We start from the raw sequence: 26,333 nt of genomic DNA, 5'->3' as shown, positions 1-26,333 counted from the left end.
CGGCGCGACCGGCGCACCGCGTCGGGAGTCGCGCGGATGAGAGCGGGCGGACGCGCCGTATATAGCGCCGCCGAATATATAGCGCCGCGGATTGTGGCGGGGAGGCCGGCCGTCGACCTACTTTCGTTGCCGACCACCGGTTGCCCAGGCTCGACCCGATCCGATCGCGAGGACGCGTTCGGAGAGCCGTCGCACACGGCGGTGTTTGTCGCGCCCCGAACCTGCCCTGGAAGGAACCTGCCATGCGCGCTGCGATGCCTCCGAGACCCGCCCTCCGGCTGATCTCGTCGATCCTGGTCGCCCTCCTGCTCGGAGGAGTCCTCGTCCACCTGTCCGCTCCGGCAGCCACCGCCGCGACCGCCGCCGGGGCCGACGGCCTCGTGCTCGAGGTCGTTCCGGCCGATGCCGCGGACGCCGCGGACGTCGTCAAGGGCTCGCCGTATGGCTTCGTCGCGACCGTGCGCGACGCGAACGCGTCCGGAACGTCCTTCGACTCGTATCTGCTCTACGGGGTGCCGGCCGACTGGACGGTCGCGGGCGTCGATCCGATCTCCACGGATCCGGTCATCTACAAGGTGCCCCGCGCGCAGGCCGCGTCGGGCGTGCGGATCGTCGCACCGGCCGACTTCGTCGGCGCGGGACCGACGCTGTCCGTCGCGCGGGAGACGCGCGGGCCGAACCTCGTGACCGACTTCGACGGAGGCACCTTCGACTTCATCGGGACGCCCGCGCCGCAGCTGCCCGCCTCGAACACGGGCTACGCCTTCCACGATCCGCGAACGCTCGTCGGCGCTCCGGGCCAGCGCTGCTGGAACCCGCAGTACAGCCCGTGCGACGGCCAGTACTCGATCTGGCCGACGGGAGACATCCACGGTCCCAGCCGTCACTACAACAACAGGTGGGCCGACCTGCGCAGCACGACGAGGCCGCTTGACGTCGCCACGAGCACGGTGTGCGCCGGCTCCACCGGTGCGGACGGGGGCCCGGACTTCTCGGGAACCGGCACCGGCAACGCGCAGCCGACCTTCCGGGTGCCGGAGCCCCAGGACGCCGGCAAGCTCCTCGTCGTCAACGGAGCGCAGGAGCAGCCCGTCGTGCTGCAGACCACCGTGTCGGGGCTGACACCGGGGCGGTTCTACTCCTTCTCCGGATACAGCGCCAACCTCGCCGCCGTGTCGGACGGCCGCAATCCCGTCAGGATCGGCTTCTTCATCGGCGAGGAGGCGATCGGCACGTCCCAGGAGATGCCGGCGCAGGACGGCTGCCTCAACACCGCCGGGTACGGCATGTGGACCGAGGCGACCAGCGTCTTCCGCGCGGATCCGAGCGGTTCGGTGACGATGACCCTGCGCAACGCGAGCGAGACGGGGTACGGCGGCGACTTCGCCGTGGACGAGCTGGCCCTCCGCGAGCTCGCGACCGCCTCGTTGCCCCTCGCCGTCGTGCCGGGGTCGGTGTCGTGGTCGAAGGTCGATCAGGACGGCGCGCCGCTGGGCGGCTCGTCCTGGACGTTGACGGGCCCGGACGGGTACTCGGCCGACTTCGCGGACGACGGCGGTCACGCCTGGACCGCCACCGATCTCGGCTGGGGCGACTACACCCTGACGGAGCATGCGCCGGCCGGGTACGAGGCGGTGCCCCCGCGCACGTTCTCGCTGCGAGACGGCGCGGCGACGCTCGACCTCGGCGCGGTACGGAACGTGCGTCGCGAGGGGGCCGTGTCGTGGGCGAAGGTCGACCAGGACGGCGAGCCGTTGGCCGGCGCCGCGTGGCAGCTCTCCGGCCCGGACGGCTACACCCGGACGCTCGGTGACAACGAAGAGCACGCGTGGAGCGTGGAGGGGCTCGCGTGGGGCGAGTACACCCTCTCCGAGACGGCGCCCGACGGCTACACGGCGGCGGCGCCGATGGTCTTCACGATCGATGCCGCCCGCCTGCAGATCGCGCTCGGCGACGTCGAGAACGCACGGGTCCCCGGCCGGCTCGCCTGGGCGAAGGTGGACGAGAGCGGCAGCCGTCTCGCGGGCAGCGTCTGGACGCTGACGCCCTCGTCCGGAGCGCCGCTCGACGTCGACGACAACGACGGGGCGCCGGGCTACGACGGCCCGGACACCGATCCGGCCGCCGGGTCGTTCGCGATCGCCGATCTGGCGTGGGGCGAGTACGAGCTCGTGGAGACTGTCGCCCCGGAGGGGCACGTGCGGGACGCCACGCCGCGGGCGGTGCGCATCGGAGGCGCCGCGACGGAGGTCGACCTCGGCGCGATCGTGAACGTCGCGGAGCCGGGCAGCGTCTCGTGGCGGAAGGTCGACGCCGCGACGTCGGAGCCGCTGGGCGGCACCTCCTGGACGCTGACCGGGCCGGCGGGAGACGTCACCGTGGTCGACGACCGCGTCAACGACGCCGACCCGGAACCGGGAGCCATTCGGGTGACGGGCCTCGCGTGGGGCGCCTACTCGCTGGCCGAGGCCGCCGCCCCCGACGGGTACGGTCTCCTGCCCGAACCGGTGGAGTTCGAGGTCACCGCGGCGCAGCGGGACGTCGAGATCGCCGCGGCCCTCGCCGACGAGCGCCTGGACGGGAGGGTCAGCTGGTCGAAGGTCGACGGCGACGGAGCGCGGCTCGACGGATCGCGGTGGGAGCTGACGGGACCCGACGGCACGGCGCCGGTCACCGTGACCGACGCCGACCGGGCGGACGACGGCGTCTGGACCGTCGACGGGCTCGCCTGGGGCGACTACCTGCTGACCGAGACCGCTCCCCCCGTCGGGCACACCGTCCTGGCGGAGCCGCTCGCCTTCACCGTCTCCGGCGACGCCCTGGCGATCGACCTCGGGCACATCGTCAACGAGCGCGTGGCCGGCACCGTCGCCTGGCGGAAGACGGACGCCGACGGGCGCGCCCTGGCCGGCTCTGTCTGGCTTCTGACGAACGGCGAGGGATACGCGATGACGGTCGCGGACGACACCGGCGAACCCGGCTACGACGGCGCGGACGACGACCCCGCGCCGGGAGCGCTGCGGGTGGCGGGGCTGGAGTGGGCCGAGTACACGGTGCGCGAGACGACGGCGCCCGAGGGGTTCGCCCGGACGGCCGAGACGTTCTCGTTTCCTGCGCTCACCGCGGGCGCGACCCACGCGGAACTGGCGGCGTCCGTCGTCAACACCCCGCTGACGGACGAGCCGGGCGAGCCCGGCGAGCCCGGAGAACCGGGCCAGCCCGGAGAGCCGGGAGACCCTGGTGAGCCCGGCGAGCCCGGCGAGCCCGGCACACCCGGGGAACCGGGAGAACCCGGCGACCCCGGCACACCCGGCGAGCCCGGCGACCCCGGCACACCCGCTGAGCCCGGCGACCCCGGCACGCCCGCTGAGCCGGACGACCCCGCCGAGCCCGGTCAGCCGGGAGCCCCCGGTACGCCGGACGCGCCCGGCACCCCCTCCACCGACATCGTGCCGGGCGGGGATCCGGACGCATCCGGGGACGCCGGCAGCCATCTCGCGGCGACGGGCAGCGACGTCCCGGCGCTCACGGCAGGCGTGCTCGCCGCGCTCGTCCTCGCCGGCGCCGGAGGCTCCATGCTGCTGGTCTCCCGGCACCGGGTGGACGGGCGGCGACGGCAGCGATGACCGGACGGCGGCCGGCGTCGTGAGGGGCGCGCAGCGCGTCGTGGCGGGTGACGGGCCGTCCTCGCGCGCGGAGCGCGCGCTCGAGGGCGCCCCCGACCGGCTCGTCGCCGCCCGCGCCGCCGACGGCGACCGACAGGCGTTCGCCGTGCTGATCCGGCGGTACACGCCGGCGGCGAGGGCCTATGCGAGGTGGATCGTGCCCCGGCCGGACGACGTGGACACCACCGTGCGCGCCGCGTTCGTCTCGGCCTGGCGCGGGATGCCCGGTCTGGACGATCCTGCCGCGTTCGAGGCCTGGCTCCTGCGGATCGTCGGCCTCGAGGCGACGGCGGGCTGGCGGGTGGAGCCCGCCGGAGCCGAGGTCGGCGAGCCGGCCGCGGCGCCCACGCCCCCTGCTCCCCCGCGCGGAGATGCACCGGCCCCGGCGGGCGTGGCCGACATGCGCGCGGCGCTGTCGCGGCTGTTCCCCGCCCAACGCGCATGCTGGGCGCTCCACGAGCTCGGCGGTTGTGGGGAGGAGGAGATCGCCGAGCAGCTGGGGATGCCGGCGGCGACGGTCCGTCGTCATCTCGCCGACGCGCGGGCGAGCCTCGTCCGTCGGCTGCACGGATGACGTTCGGCACCCGCGTCTCAGCCCTCCGGCGGGGCCGTCCTCTCCATGCAGATCAGCCGCTCCCGCGACTCCCAGGAAGGCACCTGGACGAATCCGAGGCCCTCGTACGCCCGGACCGCAGGCGTCCGCCAGTCCCACACCGAGAGCCGGACGACCCCGGCCGCGCGATCGACGCATTCCTGCAGCAGCAGTCGCCCGATGCCCGCACGCCGGAACGCCGGGTCGACCCACAGTCGCTTGATCTCCGCGGCCACCGCGTCACCGCATGGCTCCATCAGCACCGCGACGCCGGCGACCGATCCCGCCGCCTCGGCGACCACCACGACGGCATCGGCGAAGGCCGTCGCCGGGTCGTCCACCTCGGCCTGGTACCGGGGCGGGAGACGCCCGGCGCCGCCCGGCGCCAGACCGTGCTCGGCCTTCTCACGCTCGGTCTGCCGGAGGTAGTCCTCCAGCAGACGGGCGACGGCCCGAGCGTCGGCGGGGAACTGCGCGAGGCGAGTCGTCCCGGGCGGCATGCCCCCACCCTATGACCGCGGTCGCGTCACCAGTCGTGCACGGTCCCGTCCGTGAGGCGGTTCACCGGCAGGTACGCCTTCGTGTACTCGAACGCCGATGCCGCCTCCTCGTCCAGCTCGACGCCGAGGCCCGGCGTCTCGCCGGGATGGAGGAACCCGTCCTCGAGCGTGTAGGAGGTGCGGAACACCTCGAGCGTGTCCTTGTTGTGCGGCATGTACTCCTGGATGCCGAAGTTGTGGATCGCGAGGTCGAGGTGGAGCGCGGCGGCCATGCCGACCGGCGAGATGTCGGTCGGGCCGTGGATGCCCGACCGGATGCCGTAGATGGCCGCGAAGTCGAGCAGCTTGCGCATCGCCGTGATGCCGCCGGTGTGCGTGACGGCCGAACGGACGTAGTCGATCAGCCGCTCGGTGATGAGGGTCTGGTAGTCGTACACCGTGTTGAAGACCTCGCCGATCGCCAGCGGGGTCGTCGAGTGCTGACGGACCAGCCGCAGCGCGGTCTGGTCCTCGCCCGGCGTGCAGTCCTCCAACCAGAACAGATCGTACGGCTCGATGTCCTTCGCGAAGCGCGCCGCCTCGATGGGCGATATACGGTGATGCCCGTCATGGAGGATGCGCAGATCGGTGCCGAAGTCCTCGCGGATGCGGGAGAACACCCCCGGCATGTGCGAGAGGTAGCTGCGGGTGTCCCACGTCTCCTCCGTCGGCCGGACCGCGGCGCTCCCATCCAGGCTGCGCTTGGCCGGCTCGTAGTCGTACCGCACGCCGGGGCCGGAGGACGACACGCCGTAGATCTGACCGAGACCCGGCACACCGGTCTGCACCCGCACGGCCGTGAAGCCGAGCTCCCGGTAGCCGGTGATCGCGTTCGCCAGCGCCTCGTAGTCGGTGCCGGACGCGTGGGCGTAGACGCGGACGCCCGAGCGGCTCGCGCCGCCGAGCAGCTGGTAGAGCGGCACGCCGGCCTTCTTCGCCTTGATGTCCCACAACGCCATGTCGACGGCGGCGATCGCCGCCATCGTCACCGGCCCGCGGCGCCAGTAGGGACCGCGGTACAGGTACTGCCAGGTGTCCTCGATGCGGTCCTCGTCGCGTCCGACCAGCGTCGAGGCGACGTGGTCGCTCAGGTAGGACGCGACCGACAGCTCCCTGCCGTTGAGGGTCGCGTCGCCCCAGCCGACGAGGCCGTCGCTCGTGGTGATCTTCAGCGTGACGAAGTTCCTGCCGGGGCTGGTGACGATCACGTCGGCTCGTTCGATGCTCACTGGGTTTCCTCTCCTCGTCGGTGTGTGCGGTCGCGGGTCAGATCGCGTCGCGCGGGTCGGTCAGGTCGCGGCCGGCGACCTCGGGCATCCAGATCGCGGCGACGAGCGCGCACAGCGTGAAGAAGACGAGCATCACCACGATGGGGACGAACGACCCGGTGACCGCGGACACCCAGGCGGCGGCGATCACGGGGCCGGCGCCGGTCGCGGCGATCGCCGCGATCTCGCGGGCCATGGCCGTGTACGTGTAGCGGTTGCGCGCACCGAACAGCTCGGGGAGGGTGAGGTTCTCGAGCGACGCGAAGCTCATCACGGCGAGGTTGTGCAGCACCACGTAGCCGACGAAGACCTGCACGGTGTCCTTGCTCGCGATCATGAGCATCGTCGGCACGATCACGATGAGGGCGACGATCGCCCAGATCGTGTACATGCGCTTGCGGCCGAAGCGGTCTCCGAGCCAGCCGGACAGCGGCACCGTGATGAAGGCGACGAGGGACGAGACGATCACGGCGTTGACGCCGATCGAGCGGTCGAGCAGCAGCACGACGGTGATGTAGCTGATCAGGTAGGTCTGGATCATGCCGGAGTTGCCGGCCTGCCCGAAGCGCAGCAGCAGGGCGATGACGAAGGCCTTGACGGGCTTGCGGTTCATCGCCTCGAGCGTGCGGATGTCGCCGGTCTCCGTCGCGAGCTTGATGGTCTCGTCCCGCGACAGCGCCTGCCCGTCGACGACGTCGTCCCGCTCCTCGAAGACCGGGCTCTCCTTCAGGTTGAAGCGCACCCAGACCGCGAACAGCATGATGACCGCGCTGCCGATGAACGGGATCCGCCAGGCCCAGTCGATGACCTCCTGCTCGTTGAACGCGACCAGCAGGATCGCCCAGATCGCCGAGGCGAGCAGGGTGCCGCAGTTGGTGCCGAGCGCGACGAGGGAGGCGATGATGCCGCGACGCTTGGCGGGGGCGTACTCGGCGAGCATGACGCCGGCGCCGGAGATCTCGGCTCCCGCGCCGAAGCCCTGCGCGATGCGCAGCAGCACCAGGAGGATCGGCGCGAGCAGCCCGACCTGCGAGTACGTCGGCAGCACGCCGATCAGCGTCGTCGCCAGCCCCATGAGCAGAATCGTGTAGAACAGCACCTTCGTGCGGCCCTTCTTGTCGCCGAGGCGGGCGAAGAAGAACGCCCCGAGCGGACGGGCGACGTAGCCGACGCCGTAGGTGGCCATCGCAGCCACCACGGCCATCGCCGGGTCCTCGTCCGAGAAGAACAGCTCGGCGAACACGAGCGCCGCCGCCAGCGAGTACAGCTGGTAGTCCATGAACTCCAGCGCCGTGCCGAGCCATCCGGAGATCGCGGCCCTGACGAGGTCGCGCACCGATCGCTTGGTCGTGGGATCGTCGTGCGGCGTCGCCACACTCTGTGCATCTGACATTCGGATACTCCTTTGCACCGCATGCGTCGGGCGGGTGGCCCGGGGTCGTGTGTGTCGGTCTGTGGGTGGGCGGGTGTCGCGTCGGCGGCGCCTCAGAAGGCGAGGAGCACCTTGGACGAGACGCCCGAGTCGCGAGCGATCGCGAACGCCTCCGCCGCTTGCGCGGCGGGGAGGACGTGCGTGACGACCGTGTCGAGGCGGTCCGAGGCGGTCAGCAGCGAGATCGCGTCGTCGATCTCGGTCGAGAAGCGGAAGGCGCCACGAAGGGTGAGCTCCTTGGCGAGCATCGGAGCCAGGTTGACCTCGACGGCGGCGTTCGGCAACATGCCGACCTGCACGACGGTGCCGGCGCGCCGGACCGCTCGCACGGCCTGGGTGAGGGCGACGGGGGCGCCGGAGCACTCGAGCACCACGTCGTACGACTCGTCGTCGATCGCGTCCCGTCCGGCGACCGTCAGTTCGGTCGCGCCGAGCCGCGCGGCGCGCTCGAGGGCCTCCTCCCGCACGTCGCTGGCGGCGATCGTCTCGGCGCCGGCGTCGGCGACGGCCGCGATGACCAGCAGGCCGACCGGTCCCGCCCCGGTCACCAGCACGCGCTTGCCCGCGACGGCGCCGGCGAGGGAGACGGCGTGCAGCGCGACGGCCAACGGCTCCGCCAGCGCCGCGCGCTCCAGCGGCAGACCGTCGGGCAGCACCCGGATCATCCCCTCGTCGACGAGGAGGTACTCCGATGCGCCTCCCTGCCGATGAGGCAGGACGGCCGCGCTGCCGAGGTAGTCGCCGCCGGGGCGCAGCTGCGGCGGCAGCGGACGTCCGGGCGTCTCCGCGCCGTAGCGCGCGGGGTGGACCGTGACGGGCGTGCCCTCGGGGAGGCGTCCGGACGGATCGAGGTCGACCACCGCCGAGAGCTCGTGCCCGGGGGTCAGCGGCTCCCTGATCGTGTACTCCCCGTTCGCGCCGTGGAAGTAGTAGTGCAGGTCCGAGCCGCAGATGCCGACGTAGCGGACCCGGAGCCGCACCTCGCCCTGGGCGGGCTCGGGCAGGGCGGCGTCCTCCCAGCGGACGTCCTCCTTGCCGTGGATGGCGAGTCGCTTCATCGCAGGACCTCCCTCTGCTGTGCGGCCGCGGCGTCGGAGGCCGCGACCGCGTCGTCGATGGCGGCGCTCACGCCGTGGTGCACGATCGTGTCGATCAGCTCGCCGACCCGCGCGATGAAGTCTGACCGCTCGGCGAGCTCGAGCCCGAAGAGGTGCAGGTCGGCGATCGCGCGTCGCGCGCACTCCGCGCCGTCGCGCGCCGTCTGGGCGATGGCGGCGAACCGCGCGCGAGCGGGGTCGACCATCGACGCCGCGTGCGGGCCGGGGTCGAAGCCCGGCCTCGGCGCGACGCAGCACAGGTAGGCGGCCACGGCCAGCGCGATCAGGTGCGGCTGCTCGCCGCGCTCGAACGCCTGGGTCGCCGGCTCGGGGATACGCTGTCGCAGCTTCACCGATCCGTCGGTGCCGACCTGGGCGGTGCGGTGTCCCAGGGCGCTGTTGGCCCAGCGGCCGAAGAGCTGCTCCTCGTAGTCGCGCACGTCGACGCCGGCGGGCACCTCGACGGAGGGCTCGTACTCGCGACGCAGGATGGCGCGGGCGGCCCGCTCGATCTCGGGCATCGCGATGGCGCCGGAGATCGTCTCCGCGCCGCGCAGGGCGCCCAGGTACGCGATGAGCGAGTGTGTGCCGTTGAGCAGGCGCACCTTCAGCTGCTCGTAGCGACCGACCTCGTCGGTGAAGATCGCGCCCCCGGCCTCCCACGCCGGCCGCCCGGCGGCGAAACGGTCCTCGATCGCCCACATCGTGAAGGGCTCTGCGGGAACGGGCGCGGCGTCCCAGAAGCCGAGGCGGTGCGCGACGTCGTCGCGGAGCCGGTCGGTGGTCGCGGGCACGATCCGGTCGACCATGCTCGACGGGAACGCCACCGACCGCTCGAGATACTCCAGCGCGTCGGCGCCGGAGCGGTCCGGCAGCTCCTGGAGGAACTCGGTGACCAGGCGCCTGGTGTGCGCGCCGTTCTCGCTCAGGTTGTCGCAGCTGAGGATCGTCACAGGCTCGCCGCCGAGCGCCGCTCGCCGCTGCAGGCCCCGCGCCAGCTGGCCGATGGTGGTCAGCGGGCCCTCCCCCCGCAGGTCCGCGGCGATCTGCGGGTCGGCGACGTCCAGGTGCCCGGTCGCCGGCGAATAGCTGTAGCCGTTCTCGGTCACGGTCAGCGTGACCACCCGGATGCCCGGCTGCGCGATCGTCGACACGACCCGCTCGGGCTGCTCGGCGGCGACGAAGGCATCGGTGTGGACGCCCGGGACGGTGAGCGCGGTACCGCTCGGCGAGATCTCGGCCACGGAGTACAGCAGATCCTGCTCGCGCATGGCGTCGACGACGCCGCGCGATCGCGATGCGACGCCGACGATCCCCCAATCGCCGCCGTCGGCGGCCATCGCCGCGGCGGTGTAGACCGCCTGGTGCGCGCGATGGAAGTTGCCGAGACCGAGGTGCAGCACTCCGGCGGCGCCTGGGGCGCGGTGCTGCGGCACCGCCGCGGCGCCGAGGCGTGGCATCGACGGGTTCATCGGCGGTCTCCGGTCACACGGACCGCACGGGCGGTGGGATCGTCCTCGATCGACATGAAAGCCATTGTTGATACTTGTACAAGATTTGTCAAGTTCCTTTCATCGTCGGGGCATGGAGGATGATGTGGAGAGCCGAATCAGAGAAGGACGAGCGTGAGCGCCACACTGACCGACGTCGCCCGCGAGGCAGGAGTGTCGCTCGCGACCGCCTCGAGGGCGTTCAGCGAGCCGGGGCGGCTCGCCGACACGACGCTGAAGCGGGTGCTGCAGGCGGCGGCCTCCCTGGGCTACGACACGCCCAACGGCGGCAGCGCGGAGAAGACGTTCGGCGTCATCGTGCCCGACATGGCGAGCCCCGTCTACGCCACGCTGCTGAAGGGCATCCACGCGCAGGCCTGGAACGGCCGGCATCGCCCGGTGCTCTTCGACACGGACGAGGACCTGCACCGCGAGCGCGAGCAGATCCAGCTCGCGAGCAAGCTCGACGGCATGCTGCTCTGCTCGCCCCGCCTGCCCGACGAGGACGTCCGCGCCCTCGTCGGCTCCACCCCGGTCGTCGTGGTGAACCGCGTCATCGACGATCTCCCCTCCGTCGTGATGGACACCGAGCACGGCCCGCGGCAGGCGGTGGAGCACCTCTCGGCGCTCGGACACCGCCACATCGCGTACGCCTCGGGACCGCTGCGCTCGTGGGCCGACGTGCGCCGCAGCGACGCGATCGCCCATGCCTGCGAGTCGCTCGGCGTCCGCTTCACGCGACTCACGCACCATGCCGCGTCGATCCAGGGCGGTCGGGCGGCCGCGGCGACCGTGGTGGCGAGCGGCGCCACGGCGGTCATCGCCTACAACGACCTCGTCGCTCTCGGGGTGGACGCCGGCATCCGCGACCTCGGCCGAAGCTGCCCGGAGGACCTCAGCATCGTGGGGGTCGACGACATCGAGATGGCGTCGGCCCGCCAGCCCGGCCTGACCACCGTGCGCCTGGCGATCGGCCGCTGCGGGTCGCTGGCCGTCGAGGTGCTCCTCCAGGCGATGTCCGGCGCGACCCCGCCGCCCGTGGCGAGCCTCGACTCCCAGCTCATCGTGCGGGGCTCCACCGCCCCACCGCGCCCCTGAGTCGAGTTCTCCGACGCCCGGCAGCATCCCCCCGATGCCCCGCGTCCTGCGATGTGCAGGCGGGGCCAAGGATGCAGAAAGCCCCGGCCGAAGCCGGGGCTGATCTGGTGTTTCTGTAGCAGGAGCGGGGCTTGAACCCGCGACCTCACGATTATGAGTCGTGCGCTCTCACCAACTGAGCTACCCTGCCATCGCATCTCGGTCGCAAGATGCTGAGAGCCCCGAGTCAGGATTGAACTGACGACCCCTTCCTTACCATGGAAGTGCTCTACCACTGAGCTATCGGGGCATGCTGCCCGCGCCGGGGCAACCACACGAGGATATCACCCTCAGGGCCGTGACTCGAACCGAGCCGCGTCCCGCGCGCGTCTCACTCGCCGGCGACGTCGGCGACCGTGTCGTCGGTCGTCTCGTCACCGGTGTCGGCGACGATCGCCTCTTCCTCGTCCTGCGCGGAGTAGTGCGTTCCGGCGTGCTCCTGCAGCCACGGCATCGGGTCGATCGCCGTGCCGCTGGGCAGCCGCAGCTCAAAGTGCAGGTGCGCGCCGTACGAGCGTCCGGTGTTGCCGACGAGGCCGATGACGTCGCCGACCTCGACCTTCTGACCGTCGGTGACGCGGATCGAGTCGTCCTGCATGTGCGCGTAGTGGCTCGTGATCATCTGGCCGTCGATCACGTGGTCGATGTAGACGTTGTTGCCGTAGGCGCCGTACGAGCCGATGCGCACGGTGCCCTCGGCGATCGCCTGCACCGGCGCGCCCTCGCCCGGAGTGAAGTCGATTCCCTCGTGGAGGCGACCCCAGCGCTGGCCGAACGGGGACGACATGCTCGTACCGAGCACGATGGGCCACTGGATGTCGGCCGTCGGGTCGTTCTGGTACACCGCGTTCGCGGTGTTGATGCCCGCGACCTCCGCCAGCTCGGCGAACGTCGTCGTCTCGTAGCCGTTCGAGCGCTCGATCTGGGCGTTCTGCACCTCGGCGGGGGCGACGAAGGCCTGGATCTCCTCCTCCGTGCCGTCCGCCGCGATGCCGGTGGCGATGGTCACGCCGGCGGTGGCCGCCGAAGGGTCGGCCGAGGCCAGGGCCGTGAGGGGCGTGGTCATGCCGACGGCGATCAGGCCGACGGCGCCGAACGCACTGATCGAAGCGGCGATGGTCGCCACGCGGCGCACGCCCGACGGACGGGTGCGGCGAGGCGACGGGGAGACGACGCCACGGCGGCCGCGGCTCGACACGACACGCGTCTCACCGTCGGCGATGGGCGTCTCGCCCGTGAAGTTCAGCGCACGCGCGGCCTCGATGAAGAGGTCGACCGGCTCCTCGGGAAGCGGGATCTCGGGCACATCGTCAGCGGGCACATCGTCAGCGGCCACGGGGGTGACGGGCGCGGGCTCGACGATGGGGTCGGCGACGGGCTCGACGGCCTGCTCCTGCACGACCGGCGCCGCCGCCTGCTCCACGCGGCGGCGCGCGCGCCGCTGGGGCGCCGGGACGGCGACCTCTGCGCGCGGCTCGGGAGCGAGCTGGTGGAGGAGCGCAGCGGTGACGACCTCGGGGGCGGCGTCGGAGCGATGGGAAGCGTCGGGCTCGCTGGCGCGGAGCTGGCGTCGCGTCAGCGGCGCCTCGGATTCCGGGCGCACTGCTGCGACGCGACGTGAGCGGCGTGTGGACACGGGCTCAGCCGGGGGAACGTCGAAGGGCACAGACAGTCTTTCGGGTTGGCGCCGATTCTGGGGGGAGGTCGGCTCGTCAGAACGTTTCAGGCCGTCTCTCCGTCTCGGGTGACAGAGTAACGATTGGGTAAACACTAACGGCTTCGACCTGAAAGCGCCATGTGTCGTATTCCCGGTCGCCGGGATCGTTCGGGTCGCCCGCGCGCAGGCATCCGAGGACCGGCTCAGCCCAGTATCGCAGCCCGCAGGTCGTCATACAGCGCAGGACCCGCCACGACGGCGAGATGGCGGCCGAACCCGTCTGCGGCGAACCAGCCCGAGCGTCCGCCGGCCTCGTCGACCAGCAGCCTGCCGGCCGCGATGTCCCACGGCTTCAGCCCGCGCTCGAAGTACGCGTCCAGGCGCCCGGCGGCGACGAACGCGAGGTCGAGCGACGCGGCTCCGATGCGACGGATGTCCCGGGCCAGCGGCATGGCGCGGCCCAGCGTCTCGAGGTCGCCGGAGTGGGTGCGGGGGTCGTAGCCGAGCCCCGTCCCGATCAGCGCTCCGGCGGGCGCCTCGCACGTCACGGCGAGCCGCTGACCGCCCAGCCACGCGCCCTCGCCGGCGGCGGCGCGGAACGTCTCGCCCAACGCCGGGGCATGGACGGCTGCCGCCAGCGCACGCCACTCCCCCGGGTCGACCGGTCCCTCGACGGCCGCGATGCTGACGGCGTAGGAGGGCATCCCGAAGGCGTAGTTGACCGTGCCGTCGATCGGGTCGACGACCCAGGTGATGCCCGACGTCCCGCCGGCCTCCCCGGACTCCTCCCCGAGGAACCCGTCCTCCGGACGCGCCGCCGACAGCCGGTCGCGGATCAGCGCCTCGACCTCCCGGTCGGCCTCGGTGACGATGTCGGCGATGGTCGACTTGCTCGCCGCGATCGACACCCCCTCGCTGCGGCGCCGACGGGCGAGCTCACCCGCCTCCGTCGCGATCTCGACGGCGATGTCCTGGAGCTCGAGCGGCGACGTCATGCCTTCACGCTACCGTCGCCGCCGTGCGGTCAGCGCGGCGGCTGCGGGGCCTGGCCGTATCCCGGATACGTGTCGCCGGGCTGCACGTGGCCCTGCTGCGCGGGAGGGGGCGCCTGCGGGAACGACGGCACGCCCGTGTAGTACGCGTTCCAGTCGGGCGAGCCGTCGGGAAGGACGGGCAGGGGTGTCCGCCCGTCGGCGTAGGTCGGCCACGGCAGGAGCTGCTGCGGCGCCGACTGCGGGGCGGGCGCCGCGCCGGCGTAGCCGCCCGGAAGCGGCGCGGCCACCGCCTGCGGGTAGGCCCGCGGCGCCTTGGGGGCGAACAGCGCGTTGAGCAGCGGGATCAGCAGCGTGCCGACCACCACGAGGATCGCCAGCGCGACGACGAACCGCCAGTACAGCTCCGGATACTCGAACGTGTTCGGGAAGGCGAGGTAGAAGACGAGCATGCCCACGAGCAGCACCACGAGTGCGGTCGTGGTGATCGCGATGACCCGCGTGAACGTCGTGACGTAACGCTGATGGGCCTTCCAGCAGAAGTGCTGGTGCCAGACCGCCAGCTGCACGACGAGGATGACGAGGACGAACTCCCACACCCGCACGAGCGGGTCCTCGGTCCGTGCCCCGTACGTGGTGGGGATCTCGCGCAGCGGCGTCCAGATCTTCACGGCGCCGACGAGCAGCACGACGACCCAGCCGATCATGCTGGCCAGCACGAGCCAGCTCGGCCGGCGCTCTGCGACGCTGGCCTCGGCCAGCACCATGCCGGAGAAGCCGGCCAGCAGCAGGATCGTCAGGAACGCGCGGCCCACGATCGCGTTGCCCTCGGGGCCGATGAGCACCCAGACGACGCAGACGATCGCCGCGGCGAGCAGCGCACCGATCGCGATCCAGACCGCGCCTCGCAGCACCTTCGGCATCCCTGCGCCCCGTCGCTCGTCGCCGTCGCCGCCGCTCTGCGGAGCGGGCGACGGGTACGGCGTCTGCGGCTGCGGCTGCGGCTGCGGCTGCGGCTGCGGCTGCGGCTGCTGGGACACGTACTGCGGCGCCCCCTGATCCGGAATCGACATGCGGCTCCCTTCGCCTGTGCGCCCGACGGCACGTGCTCACATCCTGGCATGAGGCGCCGCCCGCCACACAGGTGTCCTGCCGCCTTGGAAGGCGGCGAGTCGGAGGCGCTCTCGGATGGCTCCGCGGCGGACCCGGGCTTCGGCACGCGGCCCCTCACCGTGAGGTTCGCCGCAGACGCCGAGAGGCCCGGTCCCTATGACGGGGCCGGGCCTCTCTTGCGGGTGGCAGGTGAGGGATTCGAACCCCCGAAGCATGACGCGGCTGATTTACAGTCAGCTCCCTTTGGCCGCTCGGGCAACCTGCCATGCGCACCCGACTGACTTTTTCAGCCAATCGGAGACGCGAGTGATCATGTTACCCGCCGCACGGCCTCCGCAGAAATCGCCGCGCATCGCCGGGTGTGCCGCTCCCTCGCCGCGGTGGGTTCACGCGGCCTCGTCGAGCACGCGGGCGACGAAGTCGTGCGTGCGCCGCTTGGTGCCGTCGATCTTCATGTCGACGCTCGCGCGGTACTCGCTCGGCGCGAGCGGCAGGGCGAGTCGCACGTTCTCGTGGCACGACAGGTCTGCGCAGATGTACGTGCCGACGCTGTCGCCGTGCGCGCCCGCGCTGCCCGCCTTGCGCGCGGTGAACAGCGACACCTGATTGCCGGGCTGCATCGTGCGGCAGATGTTGCAGAAGGCCGAGCGCGCCTGCGAAGAGCCCTCGGCGGCACGCAGCACGACGCCGGTGACCGCCCCGTCGATCTCGGCGACGATGTAGCCCCGCCCGCGCGAACGCGGGTCGCGCCACGCGAGGAAGTCGAGGTGGTCCCACTCGGTGAGCAGGAAGTCGTGCGGCAGCGCGATGAGGGTGGCCTCGGAGTCGTCGGCGTTGACGAACGACTCTCGCAGCTCGGATTCGGTGAGCGCTCGCATACAGCCTCTCGGATGTCGGTCTGTCAGGGCCGTGTCCGAGTCTACGAACAGACCGCCGCAGCGGGGGCGGCATCCTGCACGTCCTCGCGCCCCGCAGTAGGCTGGCCGGCATGGCCGACAGCAGCTTCGACATCGTCAGCAAGGTTGACAAGCAGGAGGCGGACAACGCCCTCAACCAGGCGCGCAAGGAGGTCGAGCAGCGCTACGACTTCAAGGGCACCGACGCCTCCATCGCCTGGAGCGGCGAGCAGATCCTGATCACCGCCAACAGCGAGGAGCGCGTCAAGGCGGTGCTCGACGTGTTCCAGTCGAAGCTCATCAAGCGCGGGATCTCGCTGAAGAGCCTCGAGTCGGGCGAGCCGACCGCCAGCGGCAAGGAGTTCAAGCTGGTCTCGAGCCTCAAGGACGGCATCTCGCAGGAGAACGCGAAGAAGATCGGCAAGATCATCCGCGACGAGGCACCCAAGGGCGTCAAGTCGCAGATCCAGGGCGACGAGCTGCGCGTGTCGAGCAAGAGCCGCGACGATCTGCAGGAGGTCATCCGGGTGCTCAAGGCCGCCGATCTCGACGTCGACCTGCAGTTCATCAACTACCGGTGATCTAGCCCGCTGACCTGGGGTTTTACGCCCTCAGTCCGCGGAGAGTCCGCAGAATTGAGCACAGTCCGCGCGAAGTCCGCGGCCGCGGCCCGCGTCTTGTCCTCCGCGGAGGGCCACAGGTGGGCGTACGTGTTGAGCGTGATCGACGGCTGAGCATGCCCGAGTGCGTGCTGCACGGTCACGACGTCGCAGCCGGCGGCGATCAGGCTCGAGGCATACGTGTGGCGCAGGTCGTGCAGCGTGACGTCGCCGAGCTTCGCCGCGGCGCGGATCGCGCGCCACTCCCCCGCGGCACTGTTCCGGTTCCACATGCGGCCGAGCTCCGTGACGAACAGCAGATCGTCACCACCGCCGCCCTCCGTCGCCAGGTGCGCGGACAGGATCCGGGTGAGCTCGTCGGGGACGGCGATCGTGCGTTCCTGGCCGTACTTCGGCGGGACGATCTTCGCGGCCTTGATGGTCGAGCCCTGCACCTGCTGCTCGACGCGGATTGTGCGGCGCAGGAAGTCGACGTCGCGCACGCGCAGCCCCGCGGCCTCCCCCAGGCGGAGGCCGGCGAACGCGCAGACGGCGACGAAGGCGCGGAAGGTGCCGGCGGCGTCGAGCGCGGCACGCAGCTGGTCGACGGTGAGGATCTGCATGGCGGCATCCGCTCGGCGTCGCCGGGGTGCACTCACGCCCTCAGAGGGGTTCGTGGCGAGGCGCCTGTCGGCCACAGCGGCGCGAAACGCCATGCTGACGTAGTTCAGGCGGGTCTTGATCGTCGACGGGCTCAGACCGCGTTTCTGCTCGGCCGCGACCCACGCCTGCACGTCGCTCTGACGCACCGACTTGATCGGCTTGTCACCCCACGGCACCGACTTGCACGCCGTCTCCGCGGCGTCGTGCGTGCCCTCAGTCCACGTCTGCCGGCTGCGCCACAGCTCGACCCAGGCCGTCCAGGTGATCTTCCCCGCACGCGGGTCCGCGTACTGACCCGTGACGATCGACGCCGTCTGCTCGTCCAGCCACCGCTGCGCGTCCCGCTTGAGCTTGAAGTGCCGGGCGTGCTCCCTGCCGCCCTCGTCCCGGTAGCGGGCGCGCCAGACACCGTCAGGCCTCTGTTTGATGCTCGCCATCGTCCGTGCCGCGCTTCGGGGCGGCGCGCTGAATCTCGCTTCGCCAGTGTTCGAGCAGGCCAGCAAGCTCTTCGAGGCCAGCTTCTTCCGGGTCCGATCCCTCGATCATCGCGACGGAGTGTTCGAGCGCATCCCACCTGTCGATCACGAGCACCATCTGCTCCCACGCGATCAGAACCGGGGAACGCCGCAGACCCATCTCCCTCAGCTCATCGTCGATTCGGCCGTCCGCACCGATCGCGAGCGACTTCTGCGCGTCGAAGATCTCCTGGACCAGGTTGCCGAACCGGTCTTCGACGTCGGAGACCTTGCGGTATCGCATCGTAAGTCCGAGCTTGTTCCCGTCTGACAGCAACAGGAAGATGCCCGAGTCGAGGATCTGACCGACATCCTCCGCTTCGGTCAATCGGATCGGCCGCTCCCCTCGCTCCACCGCGACCACAGTCGGCTGGGACCAACGGTGGCCTCGCTTTGCCATCAGGCGCGCCAACTCCGTCTGACTCATCGCCCCCCGGAGCCGCTTCAGATTCGCCCCGATCTCTGCATCACTCTTCGCCACGCCACCAAATCTATCAGAAATGAAGCAGTTGTTGATGGATCATTCCTGATATAGTCTCAGACTAAGTAGTGACTTAGGCATTCCTGATACGAAAGTAGGCATCTCCCATGTCCCACCCTGTGACCGAACCGCGTCCGCGGTTCTATTTCGTCCCGGAGGTCGCTAAGGAGCTCCGCCGTTCCGAGGGGGCCACCCGCTGGCTCATCCACAGCGGGGCTCTGAAGTCCTCGAAGCTCGCCGGGCGCCGTGTCGTGACGCAGGCGCAGCTCGATGAGTTCTTCGCATCGGCCTTCGAGGAGGCGTCCTGATGGCGAGACACGCGCAAGCGACCGTCCGGCGGAAGCACGAACGCCGAGACCCCGTCGCTCTGCTGCGCGAGGACCGCGGCGCCACCCCCGAAGACGAAAGTGCCCCCGCAGCCGTTGCAGCGGCTGACGAGGGCGAAGACCAGAACACCTACGAAGGAGAACCAATCATGGGACACGTTACCCCCACCCCCGATGAGACCGCCATCGCCGAGTACTGCGCCCGCATCCGCGCGATGCACGTCGCAGCCGAAACGCCGATCACCTCGCAGGACGATCCGCGCGTCGCGGAGCTCAGCAACGCGACCCCCTACCGGGACGAGGAGTGGATCCGCTCGTCGATTCCGGAGTTCAGCCAGAACCTCGCTGAGATGCACTTCGAGGACCGGGTCGCGGAGGTCACCGACGTGCCGCTCCCGATGCCCGCGTGGGCGAACGAGCTCGAGGTGTACGCCGGGGACTACCCGCACGTGCTGATCTCGTTCCGGAAGACCGTCCTGGACACCCCCGAGGGCCGCATCCGCGTCGAGCAGGCGTTCTCTGTCACCGTCGATGACGCGCTCGAACCGGACGGCGTCATCCCGGCAGGGAACGTCACCACCGAGACGACGAAGCTCCTCGTGGACACCACGCCCATGAAGGACATGCTCGCGACGCCGCTGACGCTGAGCCTGCTGGGCGAGGCCCTCCACACGGTCGCCGACGCCATGTCCAACGAGGCGGTGCCGCAGTGATCGCGTCCGTGCTGCCGCGGCGCTCGCTCGAGCCGGTCGTCGTCGACACCGACCGCGACGTGGTGATTCTGAGTCACCCCATCCGTGACGCCCGCCTCGACCCTGACCAGGCGCGAGCCCTCGCCGCGGCGCTGGTCACGGCCGCGAACCGGATCGACGACGTGCGGCCGCTGCGCCGGCGCACAGACGTCGACGACGAGCTGAGGGAGCGGGATGGCTGATGCACGGCTGCGATCGGAATGGCTCGGTCAGATGAGGTTCCTCGACCTGAGCGACGCCGCATGGCGTGTGTTCACCAGTGCCCTGATGTGGTCCGTCGAGAACGGCACGGACGGCGCCATCCCCGCCCGGCACCTGCGCTACCTGCACCCCGACGGCGTGCGAGACGACGCGAACGCCGAGATCACCGCCGCCGGCCTGTGGACGGCGACGGAGAACGGCTATCAGCTCGAGGACTGGGCGGGAGCGCTGGGCCAGTCCACGGCTCAGCAGATCGAGAGCTACCGCACGGGTGCCCGGGATCGTCAGCGACGGCGTCGTGAGCGGCAGAAAGCCGCCGAGGCGGCACCGGACACCACGGAGGGGGGTTCAGTGGCTCAGGCGGGGGCGGTCACACCGGACGTAGAGCGTGACGTCACGCGTGACGTCACGGCGAACGTAGGCCTAGGCCTAGGCAAAGGAAGAAGAGAAGAGGCACGCGCGCGCACGAGCACGTGTCGACGGCACCCGTCGTGGGATCACGACGAGCCCTGCATGGCCTGCAAGCGGGACCGTGAAGCCGCCGAGGCGGCTGCCGCGGTGAAGCTCCCGAGCACGATGAGCCCGCGCATCCTGGACTGCGGCCCGGGGAACCACACCCGTCTGCAGGACGGCACGTGCACCAGGTGCGAGAACCGCGACCCGCAGAGGGGCGCCGCGTGATCAGCGAAGCGTACGCGGATCTCGGCGGCGGCCTGGCGTCGCCCCCGCCTCGGCCGGTCCGGTCGCGCCTGGCGCCTCGGCCGTCGCAGCCGCACGCGCACGACTACGGCGCATCCGGGTACTGCGCCTGCGGGCTGCGGGACACGGGCGAGGTCGCGATCGGGTCGCCGGCGTGGGAACAGGCGAGGAGGGGCGCCGCATGACCGCGATCCTCCCTCCGGCGGCGCTGCGGTCCCGTCTCGGCGGCGCCCTGGTCGACGAGCCGACCGCCCGGTACACGCCGATGCGCGACGCGACCGCCGAACGGGACCGCCTCGATGCCGTCCTGACCGCCCACGCGCCCGCTTGCGCCGGAGATGACCGGTTCACCGCCGATCACCCCACCACGGCCGACGTCGACGCCATGGCGGCCGTATGCGCCACCTGCCCCGCCCAGGCCGCGTGCGACGACTACGCGGCCGCCGCACTCCCACCCGTGGGCGTGTGGGCCGGCACCCGATACCCCCGACGGGAGGCCACCCGATGACCCCCGCCGCGCTGGTCGCGCGCCGCAAGGGGGTGGTGAATCGACACCCCCTTGCGAGGGGGTCGCGAATCGCTACACCCTGCACCTCGCGCCCACGCGCGGGGCGTGGCGATGGGGTACGGCAGACGTACCCCATCCCCGCCAGGGGTGCCCGCTTACTGGGCGCCCACGCGTCGCGCACACGCGTGCGCCGCGGGGTGAAGGAATCCCACCCCATCGTCCCGATCGAAGGAGCCCACCCGATGACCGACCGTTCCTGCATCCGTGGCTGTGGCGTCCGCGGCGAGCACTACGCCTCGTGCCCCGCGTACGGGCACGAAACGCACGAGGCGTGCGACGGGTGCGTACCCAGGGAGGCGCGGGACGGGGCGCTGGTCTGCCACCGCTGCTATGGGCGCCTGTACCGCCGCCTCGAGCTCGTCCCCGACCTGCTCGAGCACCTCCGCACCATGGTCCACAACGTCGGCCGCGCGAAGGAGTACACCCACGTCCCCCGCGCCGGCCGCGGCGGTAACGGCAACGCCCCGGCATCGTCGGACATGCTCGACGCGTCCCGCGACCTTCTCACCAGCATCGGCGTCACCGACACCACCGCCAGCACCACCCCCGAGGAAACCCGCCAAGCGGCGGTCGGGCACGTCGGGGCGATCCTGGCCGGGTTCGACGCGATTGCCAACGATGCCGAAGCCTTCACCACCTGGTGGGCCGTCGTCATGCCCGTGGAACTGCCCGAATACCCGGAGTTCTGGACCGTCACCCGCGCCCTGGCCCGCTGGCCCCTCGAGGACCGCACCCGCCGCGCCTGGCACCCCTGTGCCGAGTGCGACCTGCTGACCGTCCTCATCCACCCACCCCGCCACCCCGGAGCCCCGGTCTGGTACATCTGCGAGTCCTGCGCCTTCCAACGCAACGACTCCGACGACGACGGCCTCTGGACCGAGGTCTACGAAGGAGCCTCACGATGACCCTCAAGCCCACCAACCACCCCGAGCTGCAGCGCGCCGCCGAGGGCGCCGTCCCCACCCGGCCCGCGAGGCCGGACGACGACCCCGGGGACGTGCTCGAGCTCGGCCGCGACTTCCACTACCTCGCCGAGGACGCCACCGGCGCCCTGATCCGCACCAACCAGCCACCGACCGGCCTGCCGACCCGGATCATCGTCGACGCCCCCGACCGCGGCTTCACGTTCCTCGCGATCCACGCCGTCACCGGGCGGCTGTACCAGGTCGAGGCACCGCAGGGCCGGTGCGCTTTCCCCGAGGAGGTGCGCTGAGCATGGTTAGAGACCTGTCAGACCCGATCCAGTCCCGCCGGCGCTCGCAGGACAACCTCCGGCGCAACAACTCCCGTACCCGCGCGCAATCCACGTCGGTCGACCGCGGCGCCTTCCGCATCAAGTCCGTGGAGGGCCTCGAGGTCGGCACCGCGGAGGATCCCACGGGGTCCGCGGTCGTCTACGGGAACCTGAAGGTCCTCGGCGAGCTGCTGCTGCAGGGCGACATGGATGTCACCGGCGGCGGTTCGATCACAGTCGGCGGGGTGGTCATCACCCCGGAGGGCGGCGGGCGGATCCGCATCGGGGCGAACATCGTTCTGGATTCGTCGACGCAACGGATCACGATCGGCACCGGGGTCAAGATCCGGGCGGCGTCCGACGGCACCGGCCGCATCGAAGTCGGCATCGGCGACGCGATGGTGTCCCTCGACAGCTCCTACGAGTCGCCGCGGATCAACCTCGGCAAGGTGCAGGTGCAAGCAAGCCCGGCCGGTGACGGACTGACGTTCACGATGGGCACGAGGGTCGTGTACTTCCACGACAACACCATCCGCATCCCCGGCCTCGCCTCCCCACCCGCCGACGCCACCGGCCTCCGGTACGCCGTGGTCGACAGCCTCGGCCGGTTCTGGGCAGCACCGACCGGCGGCCCCGTCCCCGGCGAACCGGGCAACCCCGGCACACCCGGCCTGCCGGGCGACAACCCCGCCGGCTACATCTACCCCGTCAACCCCGACGCGTGGCAGCTCGGCGACGACTTCGCCGCGCACGTCGCCCGCGGATCCCAGGAACCAGGGATCGACTGGTTCACGTCGTGGGGCACGCCCGTGTGGGCGCCCGGCGACGGAGTGATCGTCGACGTCAAGCCGACCAACTCTGACGCGACGGGCCGGTACGTGACCCTCGTCACCGACGCCGGCGACTGGTTCCGATTCCTGCACCTGTCGAGCTTCCCCGTCAGCCCCGGGCAACGCGTCTCCCAGGGCGACGTCCTCGCCTACACCGGCGGCTCCGGGTTCGGATCCGACGTCGGCTACGGCCTGCACATCCACGTGTCGTTCAAGCGCGGCTACACCGGCACCGGCTGGCCCGGCGCCAACGCCCTGGACGACCTCGGCGCCTACATGGCGGAGGCCGCCTGATGGGTACGCGCACGACGGCCGGGGAGCTGATCCTCGCGATAGCCGACGGCGACCTCACGAAGACGTCAGCGGTGCTGCGCCAGGCCGCGGAGGGCGGACAGGCGACGGCGTTGCTCGTGCAGCTGGCTTCCGTGGCGCACGAGTGCATGCGGATGGTCGCCGGTGACGACTGGCGGGATGTCCTGAACTACGCCCTGTTGGAGATCAGCCTCGAGGAGGACGACGGTGCAGACACCGAACGCGACTGACGACGTGCGAGAGTGGCGCCGCTACGCGGGGAACCTGCGGCAGACCTTGAAGCACGCGAACGCTCGTGCGCTGACGGCGGACCGGGAGCGGGCGCGCGGGGACCGTCTCGAGGTCAAGGTCGCGAGCCTCGTCGAACGGCTGCGCCGCAACGCGCGGCTGTTGGACCACCTCGAGGGGGATCTCGACGCGGGCGACATCCCCACGGCCGCGGACCGCCTCGCGCGACGCCGCACGGCGATCGACCGAGCAGAACGGAGCAAGCGGTGAGGGATCCGTTCGCTGGGCCGCCCAGGCGGTCCCTCGCTGAGCACCTCCGGCGCCCCGACGGGGTCCTCTATGCCGCCGACGAGGTCGCGTACCTCCATGGGCTCGCCAGGATCGACACGCCGGAGACCGAGGATCAAACGTCGGAAGCCAGCGCTACCATGGAAGGGCACGGGCGGTCATCCCCCGGCACTTCCGGCCAGGTCATCCGGCCATCAGCAAATAGCAGCCCCTCGCGTCGAGCATCTCCGCGAGATCACTCGCTGCAGCAGCCCAGCCCGGAAGGTGATGCCAGTGTCTAGCAAGATTTTCGTGGACATCCTCAAGGTCAACCAAGCCGCCCGCGACGTACACAGTCGCGCGGATGGCCGCGAGTACACACGCGACGAGCGACGCCTTCTGAAGCGCTACGACGCTCAGATGGGCGCCCTCCTCGCGCAGTGCCCTCCTCCCGCTACTCCTGGGCTGCTCCCCAACAAGATCGAACGGAGCAACTAACCATGTCCACCACCCTCCCCGAACTTCGCCTGAAGATGCAGCGGGAGCTCGCATCCGCCCGCGAGATCGCCGACGCTGCCACCGCCGCCAAGCGCGAACTCACGTCCCAGGAGAGCACCCGCGTCGAGCAGCACATGAAGGCGCACTCCGACGCGAAGCTCGCCTTTGACGTGCAGCGCGCGAAGGAATCCGACGAGACCATCGCCGCGCTCAAGGCGATCGGCGTCGACCTCGGTATCGGCGGACCGTCCGAAGAGGTCAAGGCCACCCCCACCCGCAAGGGACCGCGCGCGAAGGCGTGGGCCGAGAAGGTCACCGAGTCGATCGATCGCATGGGCAAGGCGGTCGGCGCCCCGGATGGCGTGAAGGCGCTGGTCTCGGGATCCATCTCGGTCCCGAACCTCCTCGACCAGGGCACCCCGGTCGAGATCGACGCCACCCGAACGACAGTCCTCGACCTTCTCGAGCGGGGCAACCCGCCCGGGGAGCGTCAGGGCAACGAGTTCAAGTACGTTCGGCAGACCGCGCGGCAGAACAACGCAGCGGCTGTCGCGGACCTGCAGCCGAAGCCGACGTCGACGTACACGTTCGGTGAGGTGTCCGACCGCTACCGGGTGTACGCGAACAAGACCGAGGACCTGCCGTACCGCTACCTCTCGGACTACTCCACGCTGATCGAGGTCGTCCGCACGCAGCTCGCCGAGGACACGATCCTCGCGATCGAGGCGGACGTCCTCTCCGGCGACGGCACGGGCGAGGGCTTCACTGGTCTGCTCGAGACGTCGGGGATCCAGGCCCAGGCCTTCACCACCGACATCCTGACGACCCTGTCGCGAGCGAAGTACAAGCTCATCGCGCAGGAGCTCGCCTTCGACGGCTGGGTTCTCAACCCGCAGGACCTCGAGCAGCTCGAGAACCTCCGTGAGAACGGCACGACCGGCGCGTTCCTGTTCAAGAGCCAGGCCGAGATCGCCGCCCGTCTCGGAGCACCGATCGCCGTCACCGCCGGCATCCCCGCCGGCACGGCACTCGTCGGCGACTTCTCCCAGGCGCAACTCATCCCGGTCGGAGACGACGAGCTCGTCGTCGACACCGGCAAGCGCACCACCAACAACTCGTTCCTGCTCATGTACGAAGGCCGCTACGGCTTCCGCGTCAAGAAGCCCGTGTCGTTCGTGCAGGTCGACCTCGAGGCGTAGCAGTCCGCCCGCTGACGCACCCGCTCCGCGTCGAACGTCATGCCTTCGCCATCCACGTTGATCGTGACGTTCGCCGCGGACGAGGCGCCCTGAGCCCGGGCCCGCTCCGCAACCTCCTGCGCCAAGCGCTCGTGCACCAAGTCCTGAGCACTGCTCATGATCTTGACGCGCGCCAGGCGTGTCCATCTGCTGGTCGCCCCACAGACGCGACGACAGCACCCCAGACGACCGATTAGCCCACCACAGCACCGAACACCCGCCCACGCCCCGCCTGCACCCTGGGGGCGTCGGAATCTCTAGGGATCGGTGCCCTAGGCAGTCCACCGGCAGTGATCTGTCCCCCTCCGGACACCTTTGTCCCATGTCACGCTGTCCCACCCCCTGCAGTGCCCCGTCCCGTGCGCGTGCGCCTGGCGGCAGGAATCCGCGGAATCTCGCGGTGACAGACGGTCCCGGAGGCGTGACGGACGGCGTGACGTAACGCGTGACAGGGTGGGACACAATGCGGGACAGGGTGGGACACATTCGGGTGTCCCACCCTGTCCGCGGCGGGCGCTCACAGTCCGCACAGAGTCCGCAGGATTCCCAACTCAGGCCTATCGACGTCTGCGATACACTCGGTCTAAATCCCCGGTTAGGCGACGAATCGCCATTGCACCCTATCCCCCGCAATTTCGCGAGCGCGATTCATCAACTACCGGTAAGACAAGACTCCGGGCCTGGCCGCTGACGGCCGGTGCCCGTCACCGAGCCCGCCCCCGAGCGGGACGATCGACGCGATTGGCGGAGGAGCGGCATGCACGCAGCGGACGTCTCGGCGAAGAGGTTCACGACGACGGCTTTCCGGACGGGCTACGTCATCGACGAGGTGGACGACCTGCTCACGCGCATCGCGGCGACGCTCGCCGGATACGAGCAGGGCGGTGCGGACGGCCCCATCACGGCCGAGCACGTCACCGGCCACCGGTTCACCTCGACGAGGTTCCGCTCCGGGTACGACCAGGACGAGGTCGACGACTTCCTCGACCAGGTGGTGGTCGCGCTGCGACGCCACGAGGAGCGCTAGCGTTCGCAAGCGGGCAC

The 26,333-nt window shown here is 70.9% G+C and carries 26 protein-coding genes, 3 tRNA genes and 2 pseudogenes; 17 read left to right on the top strand and 14 right to left on the bottom strand.

The features are described from left to right. The first annotated feature begins 242 nt into the window (after window positions 1-242). Both K5S26_RS18915 and K5S26_RS00590 read left to right on the top strand, forming a co-directional pair. A complete protein-coding gene (locus K5S26_RS18915; protein WP_221855018.1) occupies window positions 243-3,626 on the top strand; it encodes a SpaA isopeptide-forming pilin-related protein in 3,384 nt (1,127 codons plus the stop codon). Between the two features lie 19 nt (window positions 3,627-3,645). Further along, window positions 3,646-4,239: an RNA polymerase sigma factor gene (locus K5S26_RS00590; protein WP_221855016.1), complete on the top strand. Its 594-nt coding sequence runs from the start codon at window positions 3,646-3,648 to the stop codon at window positions 4,237-4,239. A 17-nt stretch (window positions 4,240-4,256) separates the two neighbouring features. Here K5S26_RS00590 and K5S26_RS00585 read toward each other — a convergent pair whose 3' ends face one another. The 5 genes from K5S26_RS00585 to K5S26_RS00565 all read right to left on the bottom strand — a co-directional run bounded on the left by K5S26_RS00585 (window position 4,257) and on the right by K5S26_RS00565 (window position 10,053). After that, a complete protein-coding gene (locus tag K5S26_RS00585; protein WP_221855014.1) occupies window positions 4,257-4,757 on the bottom strand; it encodes a GNAT family N-acetyltransferase in 501 nt (166 codons plus the stop codon). A gap of 26 nt (window positions 4,758-4,783) precedes the next feature. Further along, the gene (manD, locus tag K5S26_RS00580; RefSeq protein ID WP_221855013.1) at window positions 4,784-6,025 is read right to left on the bottom strand and encodes a D-mannonate dehydratase ManD; all 1,242 of its coding nucleotides are present in this window, start codon (window positions 6,023-6,025) and stop codon (window positions 4,784-4,786) included. Window positions 6,026-6,062: 37 nt separating this feature from the next. After that, window positions 6,063-7,457, bottom strand: coding sequence for an MFS transporter (locus K5S26_RS00575; protein WP_221855011.1), 1,395 nt, complete (start codon window positions 7,455-7,457; stop codon window positions 6,063-6,065). Between the two features lie 92 nt (window positions 7,458-7,549). Further along, a complete protein-coding gene (locus K5S26_RS00570; RefSeq protein WP_221855009.1) occupies window positions 7,550-8,554 on the bottom strand; it encodes a zinc-binding dehydrogenase in 1,005 nt (334 codons plus the stop codon). Then, on the bottom strand, window positions 8,551-10,053 hold the full coding sequence (locus tag K5S26_RS00565) for a mannitol dehydrogenase family protein (protein WP_246603402.1): 1,503 nt from the start codon (window positions 10,051-10,053) through the stop codon (window positions 8,551-8,553). Before K5S26_RS00565 ends, K5S26_RS00570 begins: the two co-directional genes overlap by 4 nt. Window positions 10,054-10,218: 165 nt before the next feature. Between K5S26_RS00565 and K5S26_RS00560 the strand changes: the two genes are divergently transcribed. Continuing rightward, the gene (locus K5S26_RS00560; protein WP_221855005.1) at window positions 10,219-11,181 is read left to right on the top strand and encodes a LacI family DNA-binding transcriptional regulator; all 963 of its coding nucleotides are present in this window, start codon (window positions 10,219-10,221) and stop codon (window positions 11,179-11,181) included. Window positions 11,182-11,297: 116 nt separating this feature from the next. On the opposite strand, the gene K5S26_RS00555 is transcribed toward K5S26_RS00560, so the two are convergent. The 7 genes from K5S26_RS00555 to K5S26_RS00525 form a co-directional block, all read right to left on the bottom strand. Then, window positions 11,298-11,371 (bottom strand) — tRNA-Met (locus K5S26_RS00555). A 27-nt stretch (window positions 11,372-11,398) separates the two neighbouring features. Next, window positions 11,399-11,470 (bottom strand) — tRNA-Thr (locus K5S26_RS00550). A gap of 81 nt (window positions 11,471-11,551) precedes the next feature. Then, window positions 11,552-12,823: a M23 family metallopeptidase gene (locus tag K5S26_RS19095; protein WP_221855003.1), complete on the bottom strand. Its 1,272-nt coding sequence runs from the start codon at window positions 12,821-12,823 to the stop codon at window positions 11,552-11,554. 257 nt (window positions 12,824-13,080) lie between these two features. Beyond that, window positions 13,081-13,872 carry an inositol monophosphatase family protein gene (locus K5S26_RS00540; RefSeq protein ID WP_221855001.1) on the bottom strand — a complete coding sequence of 264 codons (792 nt, stop codon included), beginning with the start codon at window positions 13,870-13,872 and terminating at the stop codon, window positions 13,081-13,083. Window positions 13,873-13,901: 29 nt separating this feature from the next. Next, window positions 13,902-14,942 carry a hypothetical protein gene (locus K5S26_RS00535; protein ID WP_221855000.1) on the bottom strand — a complete coding sequence of 347 codons (1,041 nt, stop codon included), beginning with the start codon at window positions 14,940-14,942 and terminating at the stop codon, window positions 13,902-13,904. A gap of 223 nt (window positions 14,943-15,165) precedes the next feature. Continuing rightward, window positions 15,166-15,247: transfer RNA gene (locus K5S26_RS00530), tRNA-Tyr, on the bottom strand. A 121-nt stretch (window positions 15,248-15,368) separates the two neighbouring features. Then, window positions 15,369-15,860: an FBP domain-containing protein gene (locus tag K5S26_RS00525; protein WP_221854998.1), complete on the bottom strand. Its 492-nt coding sequence runs from the start codon at window positions 15,858-15,860 to the stop codon at window positions 15,369-15,371. Window positions 15,861-15,970: 110 nt separating this feature from the next. On the opposite strand from K5S26_RS00525, the gene K5S26_RS00520 reads away from it, so the two are divergent. Next, window positions 15,971-16,459 carry a YajQ family cyclic di-GMP-binding protein gene (locus K5S26_RS00520; RefSeq protein ID WP_221854996.1) on the top strand — a complete coding sequence of 163 codons (489 nt, stop codon included), beginning with the start codon at window positions 15,971-15,973 and terminating at the stop codon, window positions 16,457-16,459. Here K5S26_RS00520 and K5S26_RS00515 read toward each other — a convergent pair. Further along, window positions 16,450-17,577 carry a tyrosine-type recombinase/integrase gene (locus K5S26_RS00515; RefSeq protein ID WP_246603401.1) on the bottom strand — a complete coding sequence of 376 codons (1,128 nt, stop codon included), beginning with the start codon at window positions 17,575-17,577 and terminating at the stop codon, window positions 16,450-16,452. The two genes, K5S26_RS00520 and K5S26_RS00515, sit on opposite strands and share 10 nt — an antisense overlap. Continuing rightward, entirely contained in the window at window positions 17,552-18,136 is a 585-nt protein-coding gene (locus tag K5S26_RS00510) for a helix-turn-helix domain-containing protein (RefSeq protein ID WP_221854994.1), read from the bottom strand. Before K5S26_RS00510 ends, K5S26_RS00515 begins: the two co-directional genes overlap by 26 nt. A 107-nt stretch (window positions 18,137-18,243) precedes the next feature. Here K5S26_RS00510 and K5S26_RS00505 point away from each other — a divergent pair, with 107 nt between their 5' ends. The 13 genes and pseudogenes from K5S26_RS00505 to K5S26_RS18520 form a co-directional block, all read left to right on the top strand. Then, window positions 18,244-18,444, top strand: coding sequence for a helix-turn-helix domain-containing protein (locus K5S26_RS00505; protein WP_221854992.1), 201 nt, complete (start codon window positions 18,244-18,246; stop codon window positions 18,442-18,444). Between the two features lie 167 nt (window positions 18,445-18,611). Beyond that, window positions 18,612-19,175 carry a hypothetical protein gene (locus K5S26_RS00500; protein ID WP_221854990.1) on the top strand — a complete coding sequence of 188 codons (564 nt, stop codon included), beginning with the start codon at window positions 18,612-18,614 and terminating at the stop codon, window positions 19,173-19,175. Beyond that, complete coding sequence (locus K5S26_RS00495) at window positions 19,172-19,396, top strand: hypothetical protein (protein ID WP_221854988.1); 225 nt, start codon at window positions 19,172-19,174, stop codon at window positions 19,394-19,396. The genes K5S26_RS00500 and K5S26_RS00495 overlap by 4 nt, the downstream gene beginning before the upstream one ends. Further along, entirely contained in the window at window positions 19,389-20,096 is a 708-nt protein-coding gene (locus K5S26_RS00490; protein ID WP_221854986.1) for a hypothetical protein, read from the top strand. The genes K5S26_RS00495 and K5S26_RS00490 overlap by 8 nt, the downstream gene beginning before the upstream one ends. A gap of 199 nt (window positions 20,097-20,295) precedes the next feature. Next, a complete protein-coding gene (locus K5S26_RS00485; RefSeq protein WP_221854984.1) occupies window positions 20,296-20,622 on the top strand; it encodes a WhiB family transcriptional regulator in 327 nt (108 codons plus the stop codon). Window positions 20,623-20,864: 242 nt separating this feature from the next. Next, window positions 20,865-21,587, top strand: a complete 723-nt coding sequence (locus K5S26_RS00480) for a hypothetical protein (protein ID WP_221854982.1) — start codon at window positions 20,865-20,867, stop codon at window positions 21,585-21,587. Continuing rightward, on the top strand, window positions 21,584-21,895 hold the full coding sequence (locus K5S26_RS00475) for a hypothetical protein (RefSeq protein ID WP_221854980.1): 312 nt from the start codon (window positions 21,584-21,586) through the stop codon (window positions 21,893-21,895). Before K5S26_RS00480 ends, K5S26_RS00475 begins: the two co-directional genes overlap by 4 nt. A gap of 2 nt (window positions 21,896-21,897) precedes the next feature. Beyond that, the gene (locus K5S26_RS00470) at window positions 21,898-23,040 is read left to right on the top strand and encodes a M23 family metallopeptidase (RefSeq protein WP_221854978.1); all 1,143 of its coding nucleotides are present in this window, start codon (window positions 21,898-21,900) and stop codon (window positions 23,038-23,040) included. Then, a complete protein-coding gene (locus K5S26_RS00465; protein WP_221854976.1) occupies window positions 23,040-23,288 on the top strand; it encodes a hypothetical protein in 249 nt (82 codons plus the stop codon). Before K5S26_RS00470 ends, K5S26_RS00465 begins: the two co-directional genes overlap by 1 nt. Beyond that, on the top strand, window positions 23,266-23,556 hold the full coding sequence (locus tag K5S26_RS00460; RefSeq protein ID WP_221854974.1) for a hypothetical protein: 291 nt from the start codon (window positions 23,266-23,268) through the stop codon (window positions 23,554-23,556). Before K5S26_RS00465 ends, K5S26_RS00460 begins: the two co-directional genes overlap by 23 nt. Before the next feature lie 497 nt (window positions 23,557-24,053). Next, window positions 24,054-25,250, top strand: a complete 1,197-nt coding sequence (locus K5S26_RS00455) for a phage major capsid protein (RefSeq protein ID WP_221854972.1) — start codon at window positions 24,054-24,056, stop codon at window positions 25,248-25,250. A gap of 796 nt (window positions 25,251-26,046) precedes the next feature. Beyond that, window positions 26,047-26,142 (top strand): annotated as a pseudogene (locus K5S26_RS18525) (DivIVA domain-containing protein); the annotation flags it as partial. A gap of 45 nt (window positions 26,143-26,187) precedes the next feature. Next, window positions 26,188-26,301: pseudogene (locus tag K5S26_RS18520) on the top strand (DivIVA domain-containing protein); the annotation flags it as partial. Between the last annotated feature and the right edge of the window lie 32 nt (window positions 26,302-26,333).

Source organism: Microbacterium marinilacus (assembly GCF_019753765.1).
GTDB classification, from domain to species: Bacteria; Actinomycetota; Actinomycetes; order Actinomycetales; family Microbacteriaceae; genus Microbacterium; species Microbacterium marinilacus.
The sequence above is the reverse complement of the archived record's forward strand: the minus strand, read 5'-3'. Positions and strand labels throughout refer to the sequence as shown.